The sequence below is a fragment of the Pseudomonas sp. SLFW genome (genome assembly GCF_009905615.1).
GTDB lineage: Bacteria > Pseudomonadota > Gammaproteobacteria > Pseudomonadales > Pseudomonadaceae > Aquipseudomonas > Aquipseudomonas bambusae.
Window position 1 is genome coordinate 131,208 of the sequence record NZ_JAAAKW010000008.1, and the last position, 25,326, is coordinate 156,533.

Below are 25,326 nucleotides of genomic sequence, written 5' to 3' on the forward strand. Positions count from 1 at the left end.
TATCGGCTGCGCTGGCCAATCGCGAATGAATTCGCTCCCACAGATGATTGGCACCACTCATGGGGCCCGTCGCTGAATCATGAGGGCCTCCGTCGGCCATAAAAAATCCCCGCAGTCTTTCGAGTGCGGGGATTTTTTTGCGCCCTGGATTACTCGTTGGCAGCCGTTGGTGGGGCTTCCTTGCCTTTCCACTTGTCAATGACTGCGATCAGACGTTTAGCCAGGGAAGGGTAGTTCTCGTCGAAGTGGTGACCGCCTGGCAGCTGGATCTTCTCGCCGGGGGCAGTGGCTTCGGTACAGCCGCTCTCGTCCTTCTCTTCCACGCCGTACACGCACAGCACCTTGTCGCCTGGCAGCTTCGCCATTTCCGGACCGGTCGCCGCTTCTTTGCCAGAGGCACCGAGCCAGCCTTCGACGGCGATTTCGAAGCTGCCGCTGCGGGCGAAGGCGAGCAGGATGATGCCGTCCACACGCCCTTTGTCGTCTTCCGGCAAGCGGTTGTAGATCGCTGGCAATACGTCAGCGCCGAACGAATACCCCGCGAGTACGAAATGCTTGGCACCCCATTTTTGTCGGTAGTGGGCCATCAGTTCGCTCAGGTCGGTCGCGGTTTGTTCTGGCGACTTGTGTTCCCAGTAATAGCGCAGTGTGTCGATGCCGACCACCGGATAGCCGCCGGACTTGGCCATGTCGCCAGCGACATCCTTGTCCAGGTCGCGCCAGCCACCATCGCCCGAGAGGAACAGGGTGACCGTGTCCGATGGCTGGCTCGAAGGCACTTCCACCACTGGAATGTTCAGACCGCCGTTGGCGTCGTCGGCAATCAGCAGGTGGCGGACTTCGGTATTCAAAATCTGCGGGTACTTGATGTCGTAATCGCTGATTTTGGTTTCGGCGTTGGGCGTATCGCGAACGAATACAGCGGTCTCGTCATCCGGGCCGTCATTCCACGCCACGGTCCATTTGCCATGGGCGGCGGCTTTCGGCGGCGGAACCTTGCAGTCCGGCTGATTGAGCACGAAGTTCACCGAGATGGCCTGGGCCTTGTCGTTGTTCTGACCAGCCAACCAGTTCCAGGCGACCGAACCGCCTGCGCTGATCCCTGCGACCACGTCCGGTGTGCCACCGAGGTTTTGCAGCGCGCTGGTGAAAGTCTTCTCCTGCAGCTGGCAATCGTCTTTCGGCAGGATGACTTGAATGACTTGCGCCGAGGCGTCGTAGCTTAAGGCGAGGACTTGCTTATCGGTCAGCGAATCCTCGGTCGTTGCAGCCAAGGCGACGCGCGTCTTGATCTTCGTGGACGGGGTTGCACGGATCAGGGCCGAACCATCTCCAAGCGTGATGCGTTCCAGAGTGGGCTGAGCGGGCGGGCGGTTCCACAGCCAGAATCCTAATGCCACCACCAGAATTACCAGGGCTGCGAGCAAAAAGCGCCAGTAGCGTTGAATCATTAGCGTTTCACCAATCCAGTCAGGCCGCCCGCGATAAGGGCGGCAGTGTCTGCCAGTGCCACCAGCGGATCGAGTCCTGCGGGCACGGCCATATAACGAGGTTCCCAGTCAGGCTGGAATTTGTCTTTGAAACGACGCAGGCCCTGGAAGTTGTAGAGTTGCTCGCCGCGACTGAACACCATCGAACCCAAACGCTGGGTCAAGGGCGCCCCACGCCGAGGTTGCAGACCTGACAACGGCACCATACCCAGGCTGAAGCGGGCGTAGCCTTCCTTTTTATAATGAAGAATCAGGCCGACCATCATGAATTCCATGGTCAGCTTCGGTGCGTCGGGATGCGAGCGCATCAAGTCCAGACTGGCGAGATCCTGTCGGGATGTTTCCAGCAGGTTCGAAAACGCCACGGGCTTGCCTTGGAAGTGAACGATGGCGATGCGGAAATGCTTGAGGTAATCCAGGCTGAAGCGGCCCAGCGAGAACCCTTTTTCCCGCACGTTCTTGCCCGTGAGCCAGGCATCGGAAATCACTTTCAGCTCGTCCATTGGCGCTTGGCCGACTTCATAGATTTCCAGTGACAGACCGTCGCGACCACCCCGATTCCAGGTGTAGCGCAGGTCCTTCATCTCTTTGCCTTTGGCTTCGATGTCGAACGCGTGCAGGTTGACCCGGGCCTCTTCGCCTAACTTGATCGCCGTCAGACCGATGTCCATGTAGAACGGCAGGTTCTCGGCACGCACCTGGTAAAACACAGGCCGGGCGTGGTGCACGTCGCAGAGGTCACGGAATTGCCAGATCAGCTCGGCGCGTTGTTGTGTCGGGCCGATGGGGTCATACAGCGCCACCAGGCTGCGTCCGCGGTGGGCGTACATCAAGAACGCGTTGCCATCCGGGTGCAGCAAGACAGCCTTGTCACCTGTCAGCACCAACCCGCCGTCAGGCTGATTGGACGCTTTGATGATTTCGGCGGCCTTGGCCAGCTGCGCTTCATCCGGCAGATCGATCTGCGGGCGGGCAGTGCGCAGCAGCCACGTCAACGAAACGATCACCAGCAGCACCGCACTGCCGAGTGCCGAGCGCAGACCTCGCGGGGCATCGGCGTCGAGGGTGAATTGCCACCACAGCTGATGGCTGTAGGGCACGTCTTGATAGGCGAACAGCAGCAGCCAGAACGAAGCCCCCAACACGCAGATGCTCGCCACCAGATACAGGGGCGAGAACGGCAGTTCGAACAAGCGGCTCGGTCGGTAGAACGAGCGACGGAATATAGCGAGCAGACATGCCGTCAGCAGCAGAAGGCTGGCTTCCGCCCAGTCGAAGCCTTTAAGGATCGACAGGATCGAACCCACGAACAGCAGAATAGTGGTCAACATCCAGGCCGCTGACAGTCGCCGACGCAGGCCTTGCGCGAGCAACAGGCAGAGCACGCCGATCAGGCTGGCACCGAAGTGGGAAGCGTCGATAAGGCGGTGCGGGATCAGAAAGCCAAGGCTCTCCAGACGTGTGTCGATTTCAGGGGTCGCACCGGAAAACAGCAGCACGACGCCCGAGAGAAACACCAACAAGGCCAGGATCGGTGCGCCAAGGCCCGAAGCGACGCGCATGGCCTGACGCGCGAACAGGAAGCGCTTGGCCTCGCTGAACAGCAGCACCAGACACGCGATCAACAGCGGCAGGACCACGTAGATCAGGCGATACAGGAGCAGAGCTGCCGCGAGGGGAGCCGCGCCCAATTCATCAGCAAAAGCGGCGAGCAGAATCGCTTCGAACACGCCCACGCCACCGGGAACATGGCTGAGCACGCCTGCGGCCAGTGCCAGCAGGTACACCAATAGAAATGCACCAAAAGGCGGCGCGGACGGTAGCAGCAGATACAAAACGGCAGCCGCAGCGGCGACGTCCAGCGCCGTAATCACCAGTTGCATCAGTGTCAGGCGCAGACCCGGCAGACGCAGAGTGCGACGGCCCGCGCGCACCAGCAGGTTGTGTGGGATGGTCTGTTCCGGGAGACGGCGACGATAGACCGCCACCCCGATGATCAGGCTCAGCCCGAGGACAGCGACGGCGATCGTCGCCAGTACCGGGACTGACAAATGCAACGCAAGGGAGGCGGCAGGCAGGTCGCTTAACATTGCCAATGCCGCCAATGGCGGAAGCGCGCACCCGAGCGAGAGGCTGGCAAATAGCGTCATGTGCGCCACTTCGCCTGCGCCGAGTCCCAAGCGAGAATACAGGCGATACCTCACAGAGCCGCCGGAAAGCATCGACAGACCGACCGCATTGCCGATGGCGAAGGCACAAAACCCGCCCATCACCAAGGACTTGGGTGGCAGTTCCACATTGGCGTATTTACTGGCGGACCATTCGTAACCCAGCAGGATGGTGAAACCGATGACCGTCGCCAGAACAGCGCCTGCCAGAGAAGGCATTGGCACGCTAAGGAGCGAATCTTGCAGCGCATAAATGTCGAGTTCAGTCAGCATGTGCCGACAGGCGATCAATGCTAGGGCGAACAGGATAATGGTGACAGCCAGCCCGATAGGTTGACGATATTTGCTCACCAGTTCGCGAACACGCAGTCGGGCAGGAGGAGCCGGAGGGGTTTCCGGGACTGCTTCATTTGAGTCGGACGGGTTGGCGCGCATCAATCACTCCTTGGATCGTGCGCGACAGAATGGGGGTATACAGCCAAGTTACCAATCCCTACGCAAAAAATAATTCAGGATGTTAGCGCTTCAACGTCTAACGGGCGAATACGGCAGCGACGTCTCGTGACCCTTGAGTCTAGTTTCGGTTGTTCCTAAACGTATCGGCAAAAGGCACAAATTCTGTCGCGACCGGCAACATACGGTAACAAACCGATAAAGACCAATCGGCTATGACAATGTGATGTGACAGCCAAATACCTATGCTGTTCGGCCCTTTTCGTCAGGGCAAAAAAAAGGCCACTCTTTCGAGTAGCCTTCTTTATAACGTTGGTTGCGGGAGCCGGATTTGAACCGACGACCTTCGGGTTATGAGCCCGACGAGCTACCAGACTGCTCCATCCCGCGTCTGTGAGGCGGCATTCTACAGCCGATCGACGAGGTGTCAACCTTTAAACTCCAGGATCGACAAAATAACCACAATTTCACCGCGGCATGCGTAACTCGCGGTCAGACAAGGCTTTTATCTCGACGGCGCCGCAGGGCAGGGCGCCATCATTGATGAAAGATATTTCACTAAGATGAACGCAGATAATTTTCTCACGCGCACAAAAAAGCCACTCTGTTGAGTGGCTTTTTTGATGTTTGGTTGCGGGAGCCGGATTTGAACCGACGACCTTCGGGTTATGAGCCCGACGAGCTACCAGACTGCTCCATCCCGCGTCTGTGAGGCGGCATTCTACAGAGGAACGGCATGGTGTCAAGCTCATGACGGAAAAAAGTGCTTTTTCTTCAAAAGCTTAGCGCCGGGCATGCAACGGCTTTGTACCTCTGGGGCAGGCTGGGCGGGCGTGTCAGCCCGATTGCGGTCGTACCTCAACCGGTTGAATCTCAGGTGCTTGCGCTGCAAGAAGTGTCAGAAGGATGCGTGAGTGAGATACTGGCGGACCGTTTTCCTACGACCGCATGTCATGCCGCAGCGCAAAATCATCCATATCGACTGTGACTGCTTCTATGCCGCCATTGAGATGCGCGACGACCCCAACCTGGCGGGCACGCCGTTGGCCGTTGGCGGTTCTGCGGATCGGCGCGGCGTCATTGCGACGTGTAATTACGAAGCCCGGGCTTACGGTGTACGGTCTGCGATGTCTTCGCGGCATGCGCTGTCGCTATGCCCCGACCTGACCATCGTCAAGCCGCGAATGGACGCCTATAAAGAAGCATCAAAGGAAATTCACACGATCTTTCGCGATTACACGGACCTGATCGAACCGCTGTCGTTGGACGAGGCCTATCTGGATGTTTCCGAGTGCAGTCATTTCGGTGGCAGCGCGACCCGAATCGCCCAGGATATTCGTCGGCGAGTTTCCAACCAACTGCACATCACAGTGTCTGCTGGCGTGGCGCCCAATAAATTCCTTGCCAAAATTGCCAGTGATTGGCGGAAACCCAACGGCTTGTTCGTCATCACGCCGGATCAGGTAGAGGATTTTGTCGCGGAGTTGCCGGTGTCCAAGCTGCACGGGGTGGGGAAGGTGACCGCTGACAAGCTCGGGCGGTCGGGGATCATCAGTTGTTCAGACCTGCGTGGCTGGAGCAAGCTGGCGCTGGTGCGCGAGTTTGGCTCGTTCGGTGAACGGTTGTGGAATCTGGCCCACGGCATAGATGAGCGTCCGGTGCAGAACGACAGCCGTCGCCAATCGGTGAGTGTGGAAAACACCTACGATACCGATCTTCCCGATCTGGCCAGTTGTCTGGAAAAGCTTCCGGCGTTATTGGAAAACCTCAATGGGCGCATCGCCCGGATTGATACGCTGTATCGACCAGGCAAGCCGTTTGTAAAAGTGAAATTCCATGATTTCACGCAGACCACTCTCGAACAGGCAGGAGCGGGGAGGGATCTGGAAAGCTATGAGCAGTTGCTAACCCAAGCGTTCGCACGCGGCGATAAACCGGTGCGATTGCTGGGAATCGGGGTGCGCCTGCACGACTTGCGAAGCGCCCATGAACAGTTGCAGCTGTTCGACTGAGCTCAGGGTTATTCGCGGCCCGCCGGCACGGCGACCAGTCGGCCAGCATCCTTGGCCAACGAACGCAAAAACTCATGCTGCAACTGCGGATCGTTGCGGGTCATTTCGATCAGCGACTGTTCCAGATCGCTGGCTTCTTCTTCCAGCCCCAGTTCAGACAGACGCTTGACTCGGTGAACCCATTGGCTCACTTCGTCATCTTCCAGGTCGTCGTAGATCAAACCGTGCGCTTCGATCAACTTGCCGCGCAAGGATTTACTCAGCGGCAGGCTTGCAACGCCTTGCACGCTGGATGCGTCGTCCTGAACCTTCAGGCCCAGTTGCGTCACGTGGCTCAGGTCTTGTTCGGCGAACGGGCTGTCTAACAGGTTGATCCGCAGCACACCGTTACGGTCGGTGTTCAGCTCGTTGGTGTCCCTTCCAGACTTGATTTCAACCGGGCTTTCGCTCCAGGGCAGGCTGGTATGCTCGACCCGGTGATCCCGCTGAACCTCATCGATGCCGGCCAGGTTTTGCTGGGCTCGACCGTGGGAAGGGGCGTTCATGAACGGGTTGATGCCCGCGATACCGTAACTCAACCAGTCTTTAGTGACGCTGTCCGGCAGGCTGCCGAACGTTAGCACGTTCACGACGTTCGCCCCGACGCCAGCGACGATCGCCACGGCACCCAAGGGGATTTCGTAAATTTCGCGCCAAGGTTGATACGGCGTGTACCGGTCGTAATGACGGGTCACGTCGTATTCAGTGATGTCGAAAGTTTTAAGTTCGTGAATCCGGATTCGACGTTGCGGCAACTCAAGGGTCTTGGGTTCACCCACGTCGATTTGAAAACTGTGATCGAGCAGTTTGCGGTCAATGCGCTCTTCGTGTTCGCTGCGTTGAGACAAATGATTGGCGCAACCGCTGACGAGCAGGCTGCCGCACAACGCGGCGCCCGCGAGGCTTGTGGAACTTCGCTTGAACATGAGATCTCTTGGTGCAGGTGAGGCAGAACAGGCCGCTGAAAGCGCGCCCCAATAAAGCGGGCGCGCCGTCGGCTCAGCGATTGATACGGCCTTTGATGAAGGACAGCACGTCAGCAACTGGCAGGGCCTGAGCTTCAGGCTCGGTGCGGCTTTTATATTCCAGATTGCCTTCGGCCAGACCGCGGTCACTGACCACGATGCGATGGGGAATACCGATCAGCTCCATGTCCGCGAATTTGATGCCCGGGCTGGTTTTCTTGTCACGGTCGTCCAGTAGCACTTCGAAGCCAGCGGCGGTCAGTTCGGCGTACAGCTTGTCGGTGGCTTCACGCACCGCTTCGGTTTCGTAACGCAGCGGAACCAGTGCAATCTGGAAAGGCGCCAGTGCGTCGCTCCAGATAATGCCGTTTTCGTCATTGTTCTGCTCAATGGCAGCCGCCACCACGCGAGAGACGCCGATGCCGTAGCAGCCCATCGCCAGCGTGACCGGTTTGCCGTTTTCGCCCAGCACCTGGCACTTCATCGCGTCGCTGTATTTGGTCCCCAGCTGGAAGATGTGACCCACTTCGATACCGCGCTTGATGATCACCTTCCCCTGGCCATCCGGGCTTGGGTCGCCTTCAACGACATTGCGCAGGTCCGCGACTTCCGGAACAGGCAGATCCCGCTCCCAGTTCACGCCGAAATAGTGCTTGTCGTCGATGTTCGCGCCGATGCCGAAGTCGCTCATCAATTCAACCGAGCGGTCGATGATGATAGGCAGTGGCAGGTTCAACGGGCCGAGCGAGCCCGCGCCTGCACCGATGGCATCACGCAGCTCAGCTTCGCTGGCCATGACCAGAGGACTGGCCACCAACGGGTGGTTCGACGCCTTGATTTCATTGAGCTCGTGGTCGCCACGGACGATCAGTGCAATCAACTTGCCTTCTTCGGCGGCGTGAACCACCAGTGTCTTCACGGTTTTTTCGATGGCCAGGTCGAACTGCTCGACCAGCGCAGCGATGGTCTTGGCGTTCGGTGTGTCCACCAGGCGCAGCTCTTCAGTGGCTGCGGCACGGGATTTCTCCCGTGGAACCGCTTCCGCCTTCTCGATATTGGCTGCGTAATCGGAGCTGTCGCTGAACACGATGTCGTCTTCGCCGGATTCGGCGAGCACGTGGAATTCATGGGAACCGGCACCGCCGATCGAGCCGTTGTCAGCCACCACTGGGCGGAAGTCCAGACCCAGGCGAGAGAACACGTTGCTGTACGCCTGGTGCATGCGGTCGTAGGTTTCCTGCAGGGAGTCCTGGGTCGCATGGAACGAGTAGGCGTCTTTCATGATGAATTCACGGCCGCGCATCAAACCGAAGCGTGGGCGGATTTCGTCACGGAATTTGGTCTGGATCTGGTACATGTTGATCGGCAGCTGTTTATAGCTGCTCAACTCGTTGCGAGCCAGGTCGGTGATGACTTCTTCGTGGGTCGGGCCGGCGCAGAAATCACGATCGTGTCGGTCTTTAAGGCGCAGCAGCTCAGGGCCGTACTGCTCCCAGCGACCGGATTCCTGCCACAACTCGGCGGGCTGGATACCGGGCATCAGAACTTCCAGTGCACCGGCCGCGTTCATTTCTTCACGAACGACCGCCTCAACCTTGCGCAATACACGCAGACCCATGGGCAGCCAGGTGTAAAGACCCGAGGCGAGCTTGCGAATCATGCCGGCACGAAGCATCAGCTGGTGGCTGATCACGACCGCATCGTTTGGCGTTTCTTTTTGTGTGGCGAGCAAATATTGACTGGTACGCATGGTCGGCCGTTGTCGGTTGCTGTGACTGGGAAATGACCTGGCATTGTACGGGGGTGATACGGTCGAGTACAGGGCGAGAGGGCGGCAGTGAGGCTCGGATGGATGCTTTCGTACAAATGAAAAAGCCCGGCGCTGGGCCGGGCTTTTCGGATTTTCGGTAATGACTTGCTTCGCGATTCGGTAAGGAATCGCTTCGCGAATTACAGAACCGAAATCGGGTAGTCGACGATCAGACGGAACTCGTCCACGTTGCCTTCGGCCTGGTCGCCGTTTGCACGGTGCCATGCTTGACGGATACGGAACGACAGGTCTTTCGCAGGACCGGTCTGAACAACGTACTTGGCCTCGAAGTTGGTCTCGTGGTGTTTGCCATCTGGACCGTAACCGTAAGCCTGGTATGGGCTGCCAGCGTCGATCTTGGTGCCGTCGATGTCTTTACCGTTGATGTAACGAGTCATGAAGCTCAGACCAGGTACGCCGTACGGAGCCATGTTCAGGTCGTAGCGAGCTTGCCAGGATTTCTCACCAGGACCGTTAAAGTCGGAGTACTGGATGGAGTTGGCCAGGAAGATCGAGTCGCCACCGCGGTTGTTGTCGCCGATACCGATGTAGTCGAACGGCGTGTTGCCGTTAACTTTCTGGAAGGCCACGGTCACAGTGTGAGCTGCCAGGAAAGAGTAGGCGGCGGACAGCGAGAACGTGTTGTTCGTGATATCGCCAGCTTTTTTGCTGCCGGTATCCGAGGTGTTGTAGTAGTTGAAGTCGAAGGCCAGGGACTGGTCAGCAGTCAGCGGCAGTGCGTAGTTCACGTTGCCGTAGTACTGGTTCCATACGTCTTCCAGTTTGTTGTAGTAGAACGCAACACCCAGGTTGTCGGTAACCGCGTATTTACCGCCGCCGAAAGTAGCGGACTTGGAGGTCACGCCAGCGTAGGTTGCCCAGATTTCGCCGTCACGGTTGGTTTCGTCCTGGCTGGTGCCGGAGTAGAAACGACCAGCTTCAACGTCGAGACCCTTGATTTCGCTGCTCTGCAAGGTCAGACCGCTGGCAGTTTGTGGCAACAGACGGGAACCGCCTACTGCGAACACTGGGTTCTGAGGTTGCATGTCACCGACTTTCAGTTCGGTTTTGGAAACGCGGAACTTAACAGCGCCACCGGCTTTGCCGAAGCTGTCATGGTTGTGGCCATCTGCGTCAGTCGACAGGTTGCCCGAACCGGAGTATTTGTCGGAGCCGTCCAGCTTGAAGCCAGCGTAACCGAATGCGTCGATACCAACACCGATCAGACCTTGGGTGTAACCGGAGCTGAAGTTGCCCCAGAAACCTTGGGTCCAGTCTTTGTCGTCTACGGCGCCGCCTGTTTTGTTGCGGTTGTAGTAGTAGTTGCGGGCTTTGACGTCCAGCTTGCTACCTTCAACAAAACCAGTGGCTTCGGACTGGTCGCTTACGAATGCCGCAGCCGATGCCAATTGGGTGCTGGCCGCAGTAACTGCCAGTGCGATTGCGCTCCACTTCATCACTCTCATCGTGACTTTGCTCCTTTGGTTTTAAGAAGAGTACCGCCGTTCACCTGTTTTTTTATCTGAACGGCTCTTTCTTTTTGGTGTCGGCGAAACTTATATCACGCTGACATTATTGGCGATAGTTACAAACCTATCCTTTCAAATTCTTTACGGCCATGTCGCAAAACAGCTCTGTCCATGTCGCTACTGAACAGCTCCTTGTCTGTAAAACGTACAACTACCGCAGTACTTTTCGACTGTCGGAATGCCCCCTCTGCAGTCAGAGCCATTCCGTCCCGTCGAGCGCCCCCAGAAGCATGCTCGCCATTTTCATCTCGACCGACGCTTCAGGTCTTGACCGCCTGACTTTCCGATCCTGTGTGTGACAAAGCAACAACCATGCTCAAAGTTCCCTTTTCTGTGAAAAAAATGTCCATGGGCACGCAAATACTTACGATTGACTCTGTAACCTCTTGTTTTTAAAGGCTTAAAAAATTCCAAAAAATGCGCTTGTGGGCGATGTTCACATGAGGTTACCGCCTGAAAATGTCACTGACGTTACCTGTTACCGTCATGAAGTGGGTAAAACGCGGATAAGTCTTACAAGAACTGTCCGCAGAGTGAGTCGTTTTGGTGCATTGGCGCGAGCCCTCGCCTGAATTTAGTACGTTCGTCCTCGATGCTTTGACAGCTCGTCCAGAAAGTCAGCGTAGCGGGTGAGCTCATTTGGTCAAGCGCTTGAATTGGAAGGCATAGCCCATGGTTTTATTGGGTTGGGCGGCACCTTCGCATGATGAGCAGGGTGCCTCTTATCAGTGCGCGGGGAGCGAAAGCGACCAATGCAGGTGCGGGGCTTTCGGGTGGCAACGGTGATTCAAAACCAACACCAATCCCGCAAAGTGGGCGGGAAGAGCATGCTGGCGTGATTTGCACAGTATTCCCGAGTATCCTGCTCGGTATCGAAAGGTGGGTTGGGTAAGTCCTGCGCACTAAAAGCTAACCCGGCGATCAGGAGTTCATGCGTGTTTGTTCTGGATCAACGTTTATTGCAGGACACCTTACCGGTAGGGGACTTTCCACTGTGTCGGTTGCTGCTGTCGAATGACGCGCAATATCCCTGGTTCATCCTGGTCCCGCGCAGAGCGGATATAAGTGAAGTGTTTCAGTTGTCGGATGACGAACAATTACAGCTGTGGAAAGAGACGACGGCGTTGTCCAGAATGCTTCAACAGCTATTCCATGCTGACAAGATGAACATCGCTGCGCTGGGAAATGTTGTCAGTCAGTTGCACATGCACGTAATCGTACGCCGTAAGAGTGATGTTGCCTGGCCAGCCCCTGTTTGGGGCAAGCACCCCGGCGTACCTTATACCCATGAGCAGGCAACTGGCGTGATCGCCCAGTTGAAAGCGGCGCTCGCACATGATCTTTCCTTCGTGGAGGTGCCCCGTGACGCTTGAAGACCGGGTGATGGATCTGGAAAGCCGCCTGGCGTTTCAGGATGACACGATTCAGGCGCTGAACGATGTGCTGGTGACTCAGCAGCGCAGTCTTGAGCGCATGCAGCTGCAGATGGCGGCCTTGATCAAGCGTCAGGAAGAAATGAGTGGGCAATTCGGCGCATTCGAGGAAGAGGCGCCTCCCCCTCATTATTAAGAGCAAAAAAAAACCGCGCCCTGGAGCGCGGTTTTTTTATGCCAGTGGTTAGCGGCGGGGCAGTGCGGCAATGACGTCTTCCGCCTGTAGGCCTTTGTCCCGGTTCATCACCGAAAACTCAACCCGCTGACCTTCGACCAATACGCGATGGCCTTCGCCGCGGATGGCGCGAAAATGCACAAAAATATCGTCGCCGGAATCGCGGGAAATGAAGCCGAAGCCTTTGGAGGTGTTAAACCACTTCACAGTGCCGGTATCGCGCTGGCCGGGTTCGTGTGGCTGTTGCGCAGCGGACGGGGATGACTTGTAGAAGCTGACCCCCAGATGAATGGCCACCGCGACTACCAGGGCCAGCAGGCTGACCAGAACGGCAGGTTGGCCTGCGATGGTTTCAAGTGGAACGAGCAGTGTCAGGATTTGGAGCACGACCGCCAGCACCAGCAACGCGCTGACCAGATTTTGCAGTTGATGACGCAGGCCTCGGTTCCAGTAAGGGATCAGCGGAGCAATGACGAGGTTGATCAGGCCAAAAAGGGCTAGATACAGTGCGTCGGGTTGAGACAGGTAAGAAGACAACGCTTCACTACGCAGGCTGGGTATGAATGAAAGCAGCAGGGCAGCTGCGCCCGTTAGCAGGTGGACTATTTTCAACATTTTGATGACTCACATTAAGAAGGATCACGATATGAGGCTGGCGGCTTCCGGTACGCTTCTGAAAAAAAGGAGACGTGATGCACAAATGCCGATTCAGCCTGTGCGCTACCACCCGATGGTGGAGCGGTAGCGGCACGTCTGTATTTAACAGCAAAGCGCAGAGCTACTCAAATCAAGCGCTTAGCGCCATTGATCGCAGAAGATGATGGCGATTTGTCTTCGAATCGTCGCCGTTGGTCAAAGGCTTGATTCAGAGCTGTCTGGGTCGTGGACACGAATTCCGTTTCTACAGAGTTGCCGTGCGCCAAGGTGGCTGCACGGCTGCGTGTGTCTTGCTAGAGTGGCGAACAGACTTTTAAAACGACCATCATATAAAGAGGACGTAGCATGGCAATTGACATCGGAATCAGCGAAGAAGACCGCAAGTCCATCGTAGACGGCCTTTCCCGCCTGTTGGCAGACACTTATGTACTGTATTTGAAAACCCACAATTTTCACTGGAACGTCACCGGGCCGATGTTCCGTACGCTCCATCTGATGTTCGAAGAGCAGTACAACGAGCTTGCACTGGCGGTGGATTTGATCGCCGAACGTATTCGTGCTCTGGGTTTCCCGGCGCCAGGCACCTACACGACTTATGCACGTCTTTCCTCAATCAAGGAAGAAGAAGGCGTTCCGTCCGCAGAGGACATGATTCGCTCATTGGTCAGTGGCCAAGAGGCCGTTACGCGTACAGCTCGTGGGATTTTTCCTCTTCTCGATAAAGTGAGCGATGAGCCTACCGCCGATCTGTTGACCCAGCGTATGCAAGTTCACGAAAAAACCGCGTGGATGTTGCGCGCGATGCTTGACGTCAAGTAAGCCGCGTCCGCGAGTGGTTTAAATCACCACTCGCTTCCCTCTTGGCTCGCTTTTATTCCGCCAGTTTTTTAGATCGGTGCGCGAACTTATTAACCAGTTCGGCGCGAATAACGGGCGCTGAATCGATTAAGTTTTGCTGTCTGGAATTTCAGCCGCCGGTTTTTTGCGATGCTGGGTAAGTTTTTAAAAGTGCAAAAATATATATATCTAATACCTGCTGTTGTCGGCGCTCACCCTTGAATTAAAGCTCCTCAAATTTCGCTCCAAATTTGTGGTGATGTCCTACACCTCATAAGTGCTGCTTCCGCTGGCGAACCCCCTATGAATAGGGCTTGATAGGCATGTCAATTATTTGATTTCAAATGTTTCTATCGTTGCGTTCGAAATAGCATCAAGGGGTATTTCATGAGTCAAAACACCGCAAGGGAGGTACAGGATGTGCATCGATGTTTCAGAGTTCCGAATGATCCGTTCGTTGAGGGCTTCAATATGGATCTGGCGCAACCGCAATCGAGGTCGGTGAGGCTCAATGGGCTTGCAACTTGTTTGCGGCTGGAGGGTGTGTACTGGAATGTCCTTTCCGAGATAGCCAGTTGCAATAGTTGTTCGATCAACGCGGTACTGTCCTACGTTGATCGGGAAGTTCACCTACGTTATGGCGGGGTGAAGAACTTCAGTGGTTTGATTCGCGTGGTGTGTGTGACGCATCTGTTGAAGGCCGAAGGCTTCCAGTTATCGTCTGCCTGATCTCCAGGGCGCTCATTCTCTGTGGGTGCGTCCTTCGCGGGCGCACTCCTTGCGACAGTCGTCCGGCAGCCAAAAAACCGCGCTCCGGACGACATCTTGATCTCTATCCGCCTGCGCGGCTGCACAGCCTTGATTAACCCTATATAATCCCCCGCCTTACTAAGGAAGGCAGGGACAGACCGTCGGGTTGAACTGCATGCCAAGGCTCCTGCACCATTGCCCACTGGCGACGGGCGAGAGCTCCACCGAATTCCGAATTACGAGAAGTGAATACACGATCATGATGCGCAGCCATTATTGCGGCCAACTGAACGAAAGCCTGGAAGGCCAGGAAATTACCCTTTGCGGATGGGTCCACCGTCGTCGTGACCACGGAGGGGTGATTTTCCTCGACATCCGCGATCGTGAAGGTCTGGCCCAGGTGGTCTTCGATCCTGATCGCGCCGACACCTTCGCCATTGCCGACCGTGTCCGCAGCGAATACGTCGTCAAGCTGACCGGTAAGGTCCGCGCCCGTCCAGCGGGTGCCGTCAACCCGAACATGGCCTCCGGTGCCATCGAAGTGCTGGGTTACGAGCTGGAAGTGCTGAACGAGTCGGAAACCCCGCCGTTCCCGTTGAACGAATATTCCGACGTCGGCGAAGAAACCCGCCTGCGCTATCGTTTCATCGATCTGCGTCGCCCTGAGATGGCCGAGAAGCTGCGTCTGCGTTCGCGCATCACGTCCAGCATCCGCGGCTTCCTGGACGGCAACGGCTTCCTCGACGTTGAAACCCCGATCCTGACACGTGCCACCCCTGAGGGTGCGCGTGATTATCTGGTGCCTAGCCGTACCCACGCAGGCAGCTTCTTTGCCCTGCCGCAGTCGCCTCAGCTGTTCAAGCAACTGCTGATGGTCGCTGGCTTCGACCGTTACTACCAGATCGCAAAATGCTTCCGTGACGAAGACCTGCGTGCCGACCGTCAGCCTGAGTTCACTCAGATCGACATCGAGACCAGCTTCCTCAACGAGGAAGACATCATTGGTCTCACCGAAAGCATGATTCGCAAGCTGTTCAAGGAAGTGCTGGACCTGGAGTTTGGTGACTTCCCGCACATGACCTTCGAAGAAGCCATGCGCCGCTACGGTTCCGACAAGCCAGACCTGCGCAACCCGCTGGAACTGGTGGACGTGGCCGATCAGCTCAAGGACGTCGAATTCAAGGTCTTCAGCGGTCCTGCCAACGATCCGAAATGCCGCGTGACCGCGTTGCGCGTTCCGAGTGGCGCGAGCATGCCGCGCAGCAAGATCGATGACTACACCAAGTTCGTCGGCATCTACGGCGCGAAAGGCCTGGCGTACATCAAGGTCAACGAGCGTGCGAAAGGTGTTGAAGGGCTGCAGTCGCCTATCGTGAAGAACATTCCGGAAGCCAACCTGAACGTGATCCTGGATCGCGTCGGCGCGGTCGATGGCGACATCGTGTTCTTCGGCGCCGACAAGTTCAAAGTCGTCAGCGAAGCGCTGGGTGCCCTGCGTATCAAGCTGGGTCACGACCTGAACCTGCTGACCTGTGAGTGGGCCCCGATGTGGGTCGTCGATTTCCCGATGTTCGAAGAGAACGACGACGGAAGCTTCACGGCGTTGCACCACCCGTTCACCGCGCCGAAATGCTCGCCTGAAGAGCTGGAGGCCAATCCGGCCACCGCCCTGTCGCGTGCTTACGACATGGTATTGAACGGCACGGAGCTGGGCGGCGGCTCGATCCGTATCCACCGCAAAGAAATGCAGCAAGCGGTCTTCCGTCTGTTGGGCATTTCCGAAGACGAGCAGCAAGAGAAGTTCGGCTTCCTGCTCGATGCTCTGAAATACGGTGCACCGCCGCACGGTGGCCTCGCATTCGGTCTTGATCGTCTGGTCATGCTGATGACAGGTGCGCAGTCGATTCGTGAAGTCATTGCCTTCCCGAAAACCCAGAGTGCAGCGGACGTCATGACTCAGGCACCAGGCGTTGTCGATGCCAAGGCACTGCGCGAGCTGCATATTCGCCTGCGCGAAACGCCGAAGGCCGAGTAAGCCGTCAAGGGAGGAGGCGAGTCACCCCGGTGAGTCGCCTCGGTCCCCCGCCCATCTCGGGCACAGATTCGAGTGAAGCGCTGCCGTTCGTGTGATCGAGCGGGAGCGTGCGTGTTTCAAGGTTTGGAGCGTGTTATGGCTGGTCATTCCAAGTGGGCGAACATCAAGCACCGCAAAGAGCGTCAGGACGCCAAGAAAGGCAAGATTTTCACCAAGTGGATTCGTGAGCTGACCGTCGCTGCCCGCCAGGGTGGTGGTGATCCGGCATCGAATCCTCGCTTGCGTCTGGCTCAGGACAAGGCGCTGGGTGCGAACATGAGCCGCGACATCATTGATCGGGCGATCGCTCGCGGTGCGGGCGCTGCCGATGCCGACGACATGGTCGAGCTGGGTTATGAAGGCTACGGCCCCGGCGGTGTGGCGGTTATGGTCGAAACCATGACAGACAACCGCAATCGCACGGCAGCAGCGGTGCGTCATGCATTCAGTAAGTGTGGCGGCAACTTGGGCACCGACGGTTCGGTGTCGTACCTGTTTGAACGCAAGGGACAGATTTCCTTCGCGTCGGGTATCGACGAAGATGCGCTGATGGAAGCCGCGATGGAAGCCGACGCCGATGACGTCGTGACCCATGAAGACGGCTCCATTGATGTATTCACGTCATTTGCCGGCTTTTATGCCGTGCGAAACGCCCTTGAAGCGGCGGGGTTCAAGGCAGTAGACGCGGAGATCGTGATGCAGCCGACCACCAGCGCCGTGCTGGATCTTGAAATGGCGGAGAAGGTGCTCAAGCTGATCGATATGCTCGAAGACCTGGATGACGTTCAGAACGTCTATTCCAACGCAGAAATTCCGGACGACGTGATGGAGCAGCTTGGCTGATCTTCACATTGGCCGGGTCATGAGGCCGGAGGCACGAAGCGCTGACTCGATCATCGCTATCGGCCTCCGGCTTCTGCCTTTATGCTGCGTTCAAACGTACGCGTCACTTCTCAAGCTGCAGGCGTTATGACTCTTATTCTAGGTATCGACCCCGGTTCGCGAATCACCGGCTTCGGTGTGGTGCGCGACACTGGACGGGGATGCGAATACGTGGCCTCGGGCTGTATCCGTACGGGCAGCGGCTTGCTGCATGAACGGCTTCAGATCGTCTATCGTGGGGTGCGCGAGGTGATCCAGACTTATGGTCCCGTCACCATGGGTATCGAAAAGGTTTTTATGGCTCGCAATGCCGACTCCGCGCTCAAGCTCGGTCAGGCCCGAGGGGCCGCCATCGTTGCCGCCGCCGAAGAAACTCTGGAAATCGCCGAATATTCAGCCACGCAGGTCAAGCAGGCCGTTGCCGGTACGGGTGGGGCGAACAAGGATCAGGTGATGATGATGGTCATGCACTTGTTGAAATTGACCAAAAAGCCACAGGTAGACGCTTCGGATGCCCTGGCGATCGCCTTGTGCCACGCTCACACTCGTTCCAGTCTGATCCCTCATGGCTTGAATACGGCACGGAGCCGAGGTGGGCGTCTGCGGCTCTGATGGCATCATTCACTTATAAATGTTCACTTGCAGCTCTTCTGAGTCCTGCAAAGATGGCGATCAGGGTTTGGCCCTGTTCCTCGCAGTGACCGGCTACTGGAAAGGATCTGATACGTGATTGGACGTTTGCGCGGTGCGTTGGTCGAGAAACAACCGCCGCATCTGGTACTCGATGTTGGGGGCGTGGGCTACGAGATCGAAGTCCCCATGACAACCCTTTATCGTCTGCCTCATGTGGGCGAAACGGTGACGCTGCACACTCACCTGGTCGTTCGTGAAGACGCCCACCTGCTGTTCGGCTTCTACGAGAAGCGTGATCGCGAGATGTTTCGGGAGTTGATCCGACTGAACGGGGTAGGTCCCAAGCTGGCGCTGGCGTTGATGTCGACACTGGAAGTCGATGAGCTGGTGCGATGTGTTCAGGCTCAGGACACGTCGGCGTTGACCCGTGTGCCGGGTGTCGGCAAAAAAACAGCGGAACGTCTGCTTGTCGAGCTCAAGGACCGTTTCAAGGCCTGGGATGCGTTGCCGGGCACGTTCGCGCTGGTGTCTGAAGGGCCGGGCGCGCCGTTGCAAGTCGCTACAGCAGAGTCGGACGCTATTAGCGCCTTGGTTTCGTTGGGCTATAAGCCTCAAGAAGCCAGCAAGGCAATTACCGCCATCAAAGACAAGAATTTGAGCAGTGAAGATCTGATTCGCCGCGCACTCAAGGGGATGTTGTAAGTGATCGAAGCCGACCGCCTGATCGCCGCCACCGGCCGCGACCGTGACGAGCAACTGGATCGCGCCATCCGGCCGCTGAGCCTGGCCGATTATATTGGTCAGCCCACCGTGCGCGAGCAGATGGAACTGTTCATCCAGGCCGCCCGTGGACGGAGCGAAGCGCTCGATCACACGCTGATCTTCGGTCCGCCGGGCCTGGGTAAAACCACGCTGGCCAACATCATCGCTCAGGAAATGGGTGTGTCCATCAAGAGCACGTCGGGGCCTGTGCTCGAACGGCCGGGTGATCTGGCGGCGATCCTCACCAATCTTGAACCCCACGACGTGCTGTTCATCGATGAAATCCACCGTCTGTCGCCCATCGTCGAGGAGGTTTTGTACCCCGCGATGGAAGACTTTCAACTGGACATCATGATTGGCGAAGGCCCGGCGGCGCGCTCGATCAAGCTCGACCTCCCGCCGTTCACCCTCGTGGGAGCCACCACCCGCGCGGGCATGCTGACCAATCCGCTGCGTGACCGCTTCGGCATCGTCCAGCGTCTTGAGTTCTATAGCACCGCAGACCTCGCGACCATCGTCTCCCGTTCGGCGGGCATCCTTGGCTTGCACATCGAAGACGAGGGGGCCTTCGAAATCGCCCGTCGCGCGCGAGGCACGCCTCGAATCGCGAACCGGTTGTTGCGCCGGGTGCGGGATTTTGCCGAGGTGCGCGCAAAAGGGGAGATCACCAAGGCCATCGCCGATCTCGCGCTGAACCTGCTGGACGTCGATGAGCGTGGCTTCGATCATCAGGACCGTCGTCTGTTATTGACCATGATCGAAAAGTTTGATGGTGGCCCGGTGGGCGTCGACAACCTCGCTGCCGCCATCAGCGAAGAAAGACACACCATCGAGGACGTGCTGGAGCCCTATTTGATCCAGCAAGGCTATATGATGCGCACACCTCGCGGTCGCATGGTCACGCGGCATGCGTACCTGCACTTCGGTCTGAACATCCCCTCCAGAATGGGGGAGCGGTCAGTCACGGATGAGTTGGCGGACGATACCGACGAATAAATGTGTGATTCACCGATTTATTCCGGGGTTTGGTGGTCAGACGGGCAGTCACGGCAATGTGCCTAGTGCCTGCCGATGAAAAACGATGAAAAACAGTTGCCTGGCCGGATTGGCAACCAAAGGAGTAAGCACTAGAGTATGCGCGCGCAAAACGGGGGTCAGTCGTTTGCACATCGCTGTCGCGTTTATTACGAAGACACCGATGCGGGCGGCATCGTCTACTACGTCAACTACCTGAAATTCATGGAGCGGGCTCGGACCGAGCGGCTGCGGGCATTGGGCTTTGCTCAATCCGCAATGGCCGGTGACGAGAACCTGTTGTTTGTCGTGCACTCCAGTGAGGCGCGTTATCACCAACCGGCTCGACTGGACGACGAACTCCTGGTCAGCGCCGAAGTGATCGAATTGAACCGAGCCAGCCTGCGCTTTCATCAGCATGTCAGGCGGGCCACGGATGATGTGCTGCTCTGCGAAGGGCAGTTTTTAGTGGCGTGCGTACGCGCCGATAGTTTTAAACCCCGGGCCATTCCCGAAACTCTGCGCGCGGCCTTCGCCGGTCAGAGTGGCGCGGGAACACTTTCAGAGCAGGAGATACAGCGTGGAAGCTAACGTCGTCGACCATACCTCCATGTGGAGTTTGGTCAGCAATGCCAGCGTGGTCGTACAGTTGGTAATGCTGATCCTGGTGGCCGCATCGGTCACTTCGTGGATCATGATTTTTCAGCGCAGCTCGATGCTGCGCGCTGGGCGCCGTGCGCTGGACAGCTTCGAGGAGCGTTTCTGGTCGGGTATCGACCTGTCCAAGCTGTACCGTCAAGCGGGCAGCAACCCTGACCCGGATTCGGGCGTCGAGCAGATCTTCCGTGCCGGTTTTAAAGAATTCTCGCGCCTGCGTCAGCAGCCAGGTGTCGATCCCGATGCCGTCATGGAAGGGGTCGCCCGTGCCATGCGCGTTGCCATCTCCCGTGAAGAAGAAAAGCTTGAGCAGAGCCTGCCTTTCCTGGCGACCGTGGGTTCCACCAGCCCGTACGTCGGTCTGTTCGGGACCGTATGGGGGATCATGAACTCCTTCCGTGGTCTGGCCACTGCTCAACAGGCCACGCTGGCCACCGTTGCACCGGGTATCGCCGAAGCCCTGATCGCTACCGCCATCGGCCTGTTCGCGGCAATCCCTGCAGTAATCGCCTACAACCGTTTCGCCGCTCGTGGCGAGAACCTGATTGGCCGTTACTACACATTCGCCGACGAGTTCCAGGCCATCCTGCACCGTAAAGTGCACACCAGCGAAGACTAAGCAGGTATTTCCCAATGGCTTTAATCGCTCGCGGTCGACGCAGCAAACGCAAGCCGGTCGCCGAAATGAACGTGGTGCCTTACATCGACGTGATGTTGGTGCTGCTGGTCATTTTCATGGTGACGGCTCCAATGATTAACCAGGGCGTGAAAGTCGATCTGCCCAAGGTCTCCAGCGAGGCTTTGCCGCAGGACAACAACAATCAGGTCCTGACCATTTCGATCAAGGCTGACAAATCCTATTACTGGAACCTTGGCAGCGAAGTCGACACCGACAAGCAGATGGACAAGGCCATGACCTTGCCGCAACTGACCAGCGCCGTGACCAAAATCATCGCGGCAGGTCGTGAGGCCGGCAAGCAGACTCAGGTGTTCATTCGCGGTGACAAATCCGTCGACTATGGCTCTGTCATGGGCACGATGGGCGGGTTGCAGAAGGCCGGAGTCGGGAACGTTGGTCTGATTACCGAGGCGCCCTGATGCAGCCGATTCGAGAGCCGTCAGCCTCGGAAAGCTACTTCTGGCCCTCCGTCTGGGCTGTGGCACTGCACGTCCTGATTTTTGGTCTGTTGTTCGTGAGCTTCGCGATGACACCGGAACTGCCTGAGTCGAAACCTATCGTTCAGGCCACGCTGTATCAGCTCAAGTCGAAAAGTCAGGCGACGACCCAGACCAACCAGAAGCTTGCTGGCGAGGCAAAGAAATCCGCTGCGCGACAAACGGAAGTCGAGCAGATGGAGCAGAAAAAAGTTGAGCAAGAGGCGATAAAGGCGGCGGAACAAAAGAAAGCCGATGCCGCTCAAAAGGCCGAAGAGCAAAAGGCTGAAGAAGCGAAGAAAGCGGAAGAAGCCAAAAAGGCCGACGACGCGAAGAAAGCTGAAGCCAAAAAAGCAGACGATGCGAAGAAAGCAGCAGAAGAGAAACAATTGGCTGATATAGCCAAGAAGAAAGCTGAAGACGACGCGAAGAAAAAAGCTGAGGAAGACGCCAAGCGCGCCGCCGCGGAAGAAGCCAAGAAACAGGCTGCCGAGGACGCGAAAAAGCAGGCGGCTGACGATGCGAAGAAAAAGGCTGCTGAAGACGCGAAGAAAAAAGCGGCTGAGGACGCCAAGAAGAAAGCTGCAGACGACGCCAAGAAGAAGGCACAGGACGCTGCCCGTAAATCGGCGGAAGACAAGAAGGCGCAAGCACTGGCCGACCTGCTCTCCGACAAGCCGGAACGCCAACAGGCGCTGGCCGATGAGAAGGGTGATGAAGTCGCTGGCAGCTTCGATGACTTGATTCGCTCGCGAGCTGCGGAAGGCTGGGCACGTCCCCCTTCAGCGCGCAAAGGCATGACAGTCGTGTTGCAGATCGCCATGTTGCCGGACGGTACGATCAGTTCCGTGACCGTGGCCAAGTCCAGCGGCGATGGTCCGTTCGACAGTTCGGCAGTAGCAGCGGTCAAGAACATTGGTCGTTTGACAGAGATGCAGGGGCTGAAACCTTCGGATTTCGCGCCTTACCGTTCATTCAAGATGACATTCACACCTGAGGATCTAGCCTTGTGATTAACCTTCTTCGAGGATTGCTTGTCGTTCTTTGTTGCGCAGCGGGTTTCGCCGCTGCCGACGAAAAGAACATTCTGGTCACAAGCGGCAGCGACCGCGCCACGCCGATTGCAATCGTGCCTTTCGGCCTGCAAGGCGGTAGCGTGCTGCCTGAAGACATGGCTCAGATCATCAGCAACGACATGCTGAATTCGGGCTATTACACGCCGATTCCAAAGGAAAACATGATCAGCCAGCCGAGTCAGGCCAGCGAAGTCATCTTCCGCGACTGGAAAGCGCTGGGTGCCCAGTACGTGATGGTCGGCAGCATTTCGCCTGCGGGCGGTCGTTTGCAGGTCCAGTACGCGTTGTTCAACGTCGCGACCGAGCAGCAAGTGCTGACCGGTAACGTTTCAGGTACGACCGATCAACTGCGCGACATGGCGCACTACATCGCCGACCAGTCGTTTGAAAAGCTGACTGGCATCAAAGGCGCGTTCTCGACTCGCATGCTGTACGTTACCGCTGAGCGTTTCGGTACGAACAACACCCGTTACACGCTGCAACGTTCGGACTACGACGGGGCTCGCGCAGTAACACTGCTGCAATCCCGTGAGCCGATCCTGTCCCCACGTTTCGCGCCGGATGGCAAGCGTATCGCCTACGTGTCGTTCGAGCAGAAGCGTCCGCGCATCTTCGTTCAGCACATCGACACGGGCCGTCGCGAGCAAATCACCAACTTCGAAGGCCTGAACGGCGCACCGGCCTGGTCTCCGGACGGCAGCAAGCTGGCCATGGTCCTGTCGAAAGATGGCAACCCTGAGATTTATGTGATGAACCTGGCGTCGCGTCAGCTTTCGCGCGTCACGAATGATTCGTCCATCGATACCGAACCTTTCTTCGGTAAAGACGGTTCGACTCTTTATTTCACTTCTGATCGTGGCGGCAAACCACAGATCTATAAAACGAGCATTAATGGTGGCGGCGCTGAACGCGTCACTTTCATCGGTAACTACAACGCCAACCCTAAATTGTCGGCCGATGAAAAGACGCTGGTCATGATCCATCGTCAAGATGGCTTCACCAACTTCAAGGTAGCCGCTCAGGATTTGCAGCGCGGTAGCGTAAAAATCCTCACAGACAGCAACCTTGATGAGTCGCCTACTGTTGCGCCCAACGGCACCATGGTAATCTACGCCACCCGCCAGCAGGGCCGGGGAGTCTTGATGCTCGTGTCCATTAATGGACGCGTAAGGCTCCCGCTTCCTACCGCTCAAGGCGAAGTCAGAGAACCTTCCTGGTCCCCTTACCTGAACTGACGCGGCGCTTTACGTTTTACTTAACACACTGGGGTTCATTAGGAGTTTCACGATGGAAATGCTGAAGTTTGGTAAATTTGCTGCGCTGGCTCTGGCCATGGCTGTAGCTGTAGGTTGCTCGTCCAAAGGCGGCGACAATGCCGGTCAAGGCGCTGCTGTAGATCCAAACGCTGGTTACGGCGCTAACACTGGTGCTGTTGACGGCAGCCTGAGCGAAGAAGCTGCTCTGCGCGCAATCACCACTTTCTACTTCGAATACGACAGTTCTGACCTGAAACCAGAGGCCATGCGCGCTCTGGACGTTCACGCCAAGGACCTGAAAGCTAACGGCGCTCGCGTTGTTCTGGAAGGTAACACTGACGAACGCGGTACTCGCGAATACAACCTGGCACTGGGCGAGCGTCGTGCGAAAGCCGTTCAACGCTACCTGGTTCTGCAAGGCGTATCGCCAGCTCAGCTGGAACTGGTTTCCTACGGTGAAGAGCGTCCAGTTGCTACCGGCAACGACGAGCAATCCTGGGCTCAAAACCGTCGCGTCGAACTGCGTAAGTAATTTGACATGCGAACGTGCCGCCGTGCTTTAACCGTTTTGGCTCTCACCCTTCCTCTTGCAGCGCTGGGTGCGGTTCCTGTGGTCGATGACAACTCTGGCTCTGCTGGCAGCAGTTATCCGCCATCGGGTTATGGTACGGCGGGCGCCTACGCCGGAGGTGGGGCTACGGCCCAGCCTTCGGCGCAAGGTCAGCTGTTCATGCAGCTGCAACAAATGCAGGATGAAATTTCGCGCTTGCGCGGAATCGTTGAAGTCCAGCAAAACGATATCCAGCAGATGAAGCAAGAAGCGCTGGATCGTTACAAGGACCTCGACTCTCGCATTGGAGCGGGTGGCGCACCTGCCGCACCTGCGAATAATTCAGCTTCCGACGGTGGCGTCAACGCCGGCGGAGCCCCTGTAGCACCTGCTGGCGGAGCATCTGCCGCACAGGCGCCTCAGACCAGTACAGAACCGGGTGACCCGGCGAAAGAAAAGCTCTACTACGACGCTGCTTTCGACCTGATCAAGGCCAAGGATTTCGACAAGGCCAGCCAAGCGTTCTCTGCTTTTTTGCGTAAGTACCCAAATAGCCAATACGCGGGCAATGCCCAGTACTGGCTGGGTGAAGTAAACCTGGCCAAAGGCGATCTGCAAGGTGCCGGTCAGGCTTTCGCCAAGGTGAGTCAGTTGTACCCAAAGCATGCAAAGGTGCCTGATTCGTTGTACAAACTCGCTGATGTGGAGCGCCGCCTGGGTCATACCGACAAGGTCAAAGGCATTCTGCAGCAGGTCGTTGCCCAGTACCCTGGGACGTCGGCAGCACAACTGGCTCAGCGCGATCTTCAACGCCTCTGACACCAGGTGATTGACCCTCGATTCAAGAAAGCCGCGCGTTGCGCGGCTTTTTTCGTTAGAATCTCGCACCCGAAATTCCGGTATTGATTACGCTTCTTTGGATTCTGCGAGCGCAGGGTGCACAGAAGTG

General features: G+C 57.2%; 23 protein-coding genes, 2 tRNA genes and 1 pseudogene. 17 read left to right on the forward strand and 9 right to left on the reverse strand.

Annotated features, from left to right (window positions below; genetic code table 11):
* Positions 1 to 149: 149 nt before the first annotated feature.
* From GVN17_RS16085 to GVN17_RS16100, 4 genes are all read right to left on the reverse strand, one after another.
* Positions 150 to 1,451, reverse strand: a complete 1,302-nt coding sequence (locus tag GVN17_RS16085) for a virulence factor family protein (protein ID WP_166596247.1) — start codon at positions 1,449 to 1,451, stop codon at positions 150 to 152.
* On the reverse strand, positions 1,451 to 4,093 hold the full coding sequence (mprF, locus tag GVN17_RS16090) for a bifunctional lysylphosphatidylglycerol flippase/synthetase MprF (RefSeq protein ID WP_166596248.1): 2,643 nt from the start codon (positions 4,091 to 4,093) through the stop codon (positions 1,451 to 1,453). The genes GVN17_RS16085 and mprF overlap by 1 nt, the downstream gene beginning before the upstream one ends.
* A gap of 331 nt (positions 4,094 to 4,424) precedes the next feature.
* A tRNA-Met gene (locus GVN17_RS16095) sits at positions 4,425 to 4,501 on the reverse strand.
* Between the two features lie 238 nt (positions 4,502 to 4,739).
* Positions 4,740 to 4,816: transfer RNA gene (locus GVN17_RS16100), tRNA-Met, on the reverse strand.
* A 248-nt stretch (positions 4,817 to 5,064) separates the two neighbouring features.
* Between GVN17_RS16100 and dinB the strand changes: the two genes are divergently transcribed.
* The gene (dinB, locus tag GVN17_RS16105) at positions 5,065 to 6,123 is read left to right on the forward strand and encodes a DNA polymerase IV (RefSeq protein WP_166596249.1); all 1,059 of its coding nucleotides are present in this window, start codon (positions 5,065 to 5,067) and stop codon (positions 6,121 to 6,123) included.
* Between the two features lie 8 nt (positions 6,124 to 6,131).
* Here dinB and GVN17_RS16110 read toward each other — a convergent pair whose 3' ends face one another.
* From GVN17_RS16110 to GVN17_RS16120, 3 genes are all read right to left on the reverse strand, one after another.
* Positions 6,132 to 7,088, reverse strand: coding sequence for a hypothetical protein (locus GVN17_RS16110; RefSeq protein ID WP_166596250.1), 957 nt, complete (start codon positions 7,086 to 7,088; stop codon positions 6,132 to 6,134).
* A gap of 73 nt (positions 7,089 to 7,161) precedes the next feature.
* A complete protein-coding gene (locus GVN17_RS16115) occupies positions 7,162 to 8,877 on the reverse strand; it encodes a proline--tRNA ligase (protein ID WP_166596251.1) in 1,716 nt (571 codons plus the stop codon).
* Between the two features lie 200 nt (positions 8,878 to 9,077).
* Positions 9,078 to 10,403: an OprD family porin gene (locus tag GVN17_RS16120; RefSeq protein ID WP_166596252.1), complete on the reverse strand. Its 1,326-nt coding sequence runs from the start codon at positions 10,401 to 10,403 to the stop codon at positions 9,078 to 9,080.
* Between the two features lie 998 nt (positions 10,404 to 11,401).
* On the opposite strand from GVN17_RS16120, the gene GVN17_RS16125 reads away from it, so the two are divergent.
* Together GVN17_RS16125 and GVN17_RS16130 are read left to right on the forward strand one after the other, a co-directional pair.
* Positions 11,402 to 11,839 carry an HIT domain-containing protein gene (locus GVN17_RS16125; RefSeq protein ID WP_166596253.1) on the forward strand — a complete coding sequence of 146 codons (438 nt, stop codon included), beginning with the start codon at positions 11,402 to 11,404 and terminating at the stop codon, positions 11,837 to 11,839.
* A complete protein-coding gene (locus GVN17_RS16130; RefSeq protein ID WP_166596254.1) occupies positions 11,829 to 12,035 on the forward strand; it encodes a SlyX family protein in 207 nt (68 codons plus the stop codon). Before GVN17_RS16125 ends, GVN17_RS16130 begins: the two co-directional genes overlap by 11 nt.
* Before the next feature lie 48 nt (positions 12,036 to 12,083).
* Here the strand turns inward: GVN17_RS16130 and GVN17_RS29460 are convergent, their stop codons facing one another.
* Together GVN17_RS29460 and GVN17_RS29825 are read right to left on the reverse strand one after the other, a co-directional pair.
* Positions 12,084 to 12,281: a cold shock domain-containing protein gene (locus GVN17_RS29460; protein ID WP_238591726.1), complete on the reverse strand. Its 198-nt coding sequence runs from the start codon at positions 12,279 to 12,281 to the stop codon at positions 12,084 to 12,086.
* Positions 12,282 to 12,413: 132 nt separating this feature from the next.
* A pseudogene (locus GVN17_RS29825) lies at positions 12,414 to 12,689 on the reverse strand (cold shock domain-containing protein membrane protein); the annotation flags it as partial.
* Between the two features lie 387 nt (positions 12,690 to 13,076).
* On the opposite strand from GVN17_RS29825, the gene GVN17_RS16140 reads away from it, so the two are divergent.
* From GVN17_RS16140 to ybgF, 14 genes are all read left to right on the forward strand, one after another.
* Positions 13,077 to 13,550: a Dps family protein gene (locus GVN17_RS16140; protein WP_166596256.1), complete on the forward strand. Its 474-nt coding sequence runs from the start codon at positions 13,077 to 13,079 to the stop codon at positions 13,548 to 13,550.
* A 405-nt stretch (positions 13,551 to 13,955) separates the two neighbouring features.
* Positions 13,956 to 14,297: a ribbon-helix-helix domain-containing protein gene (locus GVN17_RS16145; RefSeq protein ID WP_166596257.1), complete on the forward strand. Its 342-nt coding sequence runs from the start codon at positions 13,956 to 13,958 to the stop codon at positions 14,295 to 14,297.
* A 280-nt stretch (positions 14,298 to 14,577) separates the two neighbouring features.
* Positions 14,578 to 16,353, forward strand: coding sequence for an aspartate--tRNA ligase (gene aspS, locus GVN17_RS16150; protein WP_166596258.1), 1,776 nt, complete (start codon positions 14,578 to 14,580; stop codon positions 16,351 to 16,353).
* 135 nt (positions 16,354 to 16,488) lie between these two features.
* On the forward strand, positions 16,489 to 17,235 hold the full coding sequence (locus GVN17_RS16155; RefSeq protein WP_166596259.1) for a YebC/PmpR family DNA-binding transcriptional regulator: 747 nt from the start codon (positions 16,489 to 16,491) through the stop codon (positions 17,233 to 17,235).
* 126 nt (positions 17,236 to 17,361) lie between these two features.
* Positions 17,362 to 17,886 (forward strand): crossover junction endodeoxyribonuclease RuvC, encoded by a 525-nt coding sequence (gene ruvC, locus GVN17_RS16160; protein WP_166596260.1) that lies wholly within the window; start codon positions 17,362 to 17,364, stop codon positions 17,884 to 17,886.
* A 114-nt stretch (positions 17,887 to 18,000) separates the two neighbouring features.
* Positions 18,001 to 18,609: a Holliday junction branch migration protein RuvA gene (gene ruvA / locus GVN17_RS16165; protein ID WP_166596261.1), complete on the forward strand. Its 609-nt coding sequence runs from the start codon at positions 18,001 to 18,003 to the stop codon at positions 18,607 to 18,609.
* Entirely contained in the window at positions 18,610 to 19,665 is a 1,056-nt protein-coding gene (gene ruvB, locus GVN17_RS16170; protein ID WP_166596262.1) for a Holliday junction branch migration DNA helicase RuvB, read from the forward strand.
* 138 nt (positions 19,666 to 19,803) lie between these two features.
* Positions 19,804 to 20,274, forward strand: coding sequence for a tol-pal system-associated acyl-CoA thioesterase (ybgC, locus tag GVN17_RS16175; RefSeq protein ID WP_166596263.1), 471 nt, complete (start codon positions 19,804 to 19,806; stop codon positions 20,272 to 20,274).
* A complete protein-coding gene (gene tolQ / locus GVN17_RS16180; RefSeq protein WP_110947339.1) occupies positions 20,264 to 20,959 on the forward strand; it encodes a protein TolQ in 696 nt (231 codons plus the stop codon). The genes ybgC and tolQ overlap by 11 nt, the downstream gene beginning before the upstream one ends.
* Before the next feature lie 14 nt (positions 20,960 to 20,973).
* Positions 20,974 to 21,438, forward strand: a complete 465-nt coding sequence (tolR, locus tag GVN17_RS16185) for a protein TolR (protein ID WP_166596264.1) — start codon at positions 20,974 to 20,976, stop codon at positions 21,436 to 21,438.
* On the forward strand, positions 21,438 to 22,508 hold the full coding sequence (gene tolA, locus GVN17_RS16190; protein WP_166596265.1) for a cell envelope integrity protein TolA: 1,071 nt from the start codon (positions 21,438 to 21,440) through the stop codon (positions 22,506 to 22,508). Before tolR ends, tolA begins: the two co-directional genes overlap by 1 nt.
* Positions 22,505 to 23,806, forward strand: a complete 1,302-nt coding sequence (tolB, locus tag GVN17_RS16195; protein WP_166596266.1) for a Tol-Pal system beta propeller repeat protein TolB — start codon at positions 22,505 to 22,507, stop codon at positions 23,804 to 23,806. The genes tolA and tolB overlap by 4 nt, the downstream gene beginning before the upstream one ends.
* A 52-nt stretch (positions 23,807 to 23,858) precedes the next feature.
* Positions 23,859 to 24,359, forward strand: a complete 501-nt coding sequence (gene pal / locus GVN17_RS16200) for a peptidoglycan-associated lipoprotein Pal (RefSeq protein WP_074752666.1) — start codon at positions 23,859 to 23,861, stop codon at positions 24,357 to 24,359.
* A 6-nt stretch (positions 24,360 to 24,365) separates the two neighbouring features.
* Entirely contained in the window at positions 24,366 to 25,196 is an 831-nt protein-coding gene (gene ybgF / locus GVN17_RS16205) for a tol-pal system protein YbgF (RefSeq protein WP_166596267.1), read from the forward strand.
* Positions 25,197 to 25,326 lie beyond the last annotated feature (130 nt).

Bases quoted from the DNA above. Each gene is read 5' to 3' on its own strand.
- tolA (WP_166596265.1), top strand. From the start codon at position 21,438: ATGCAGCCGATTCGAGAGCCGTCAGCCTCGGAAAGCTACTTCTGGCCC.
- GVN17_RS16145 (WP_166596257.1), top strand. From the start codon at position 13,956: ATGAGTCAAAACACCGCAAGGGAGGTACAGGATGTGCATCGATGTTTC.
- GVN17_RS16110 (WP_166596250.1), bottom strand. From the start codon at position 7,088: ATGTTCAAGCGAAGTTCCACAAGCCTCGCGGGCGCCGCGTTGTGCGGC.
- dinB (WP_166596249.1), top strand. From the start codon at position 5,065: ATGCCGCAGCGCAAAATCATCCATATCGACTGTGACTGCTTCTATGCC.
- GVN17_RS16115 (WP_166596251.1), bottom strand. From the start codon at position 8,877: ATGCGTACCAGTCAATATTTGCTCGCCACACAAAAAGAAACGCCAAAC.
- GVN17_RS16155 (WP_166596259.1), top strand. From the start codon at position 16,489: ATGGCTGGTCATTCCAAGTGGGCGAACATCAAGCACCGCAAAGAGCGT.
- tolR (WP_166596264.1), top strand. From the start codon at position 20,974: ATGGCTTTAATCGCTCGCGGTCGACGCAGCAAACGCAAGCCGGTCGCC.
- mprF (WP_166596248.1), bottom strand. From the start codon at position 4,093: ATGCGCGCCAACCCGTCCGACTCAAATGAAGCAGTCCCGGAAACCCCT.
- ybgC (WP_166596263.1), top strand. From the start codon at position 19,804: ATGCGCGCGCAAAACGGGGGTCAGTCGTTTGCACATCGCTGTCGCGTT.
- ybgF (WP_166596267.1), top strand. From the start codon at position 24,366: ATGCGAACGTGCCGCCGTGCTTTAACCGTTTTGGCTCTCACCCTTCCT.
- GVN17_RS16085 (WP_166596247.1), bottom strand. From the start codon at position 1,451: ATGATTCAACGCTACTGGCGCTTTTTGCTCGCAGCCCTGGTAATTCTG.
- ruvC (WP_166596260.1), top strand. From the start codon at position 17,362: ATGACTCTTATTCTAGGTATCGACCCCGGTTCGCGAATCACCGGCTTC.
- pal (WP_074752666.1), top strand. From the start codon at position 23,859: ATGGAAATGCTGAAGTTTGGTAAATTTGCTGCGCTGGCTCTGGCCATG.
- GVN17_RS16120 (WP_166596252.1), bottom strand. From the start codon at position 10,403: ATGAGAGTGATGAAGTGGAGCGCAATCGCACTGGCAGTTACTGCGGCC.
- GVN17_RS16140 (WP_166596256.1), top strand. From the start codon at position 13,077: ATGGCAATTGACATCGGAATCAGCGAAGAAGACCGCAAGTCCATCGTA.
- aspS (WP_166596258.1), top strand. From the start codon at position 14,578: ATGATGCGCAGCCATTATTGCGGCCAACTGAACGAAAGCCTGGAAGGC.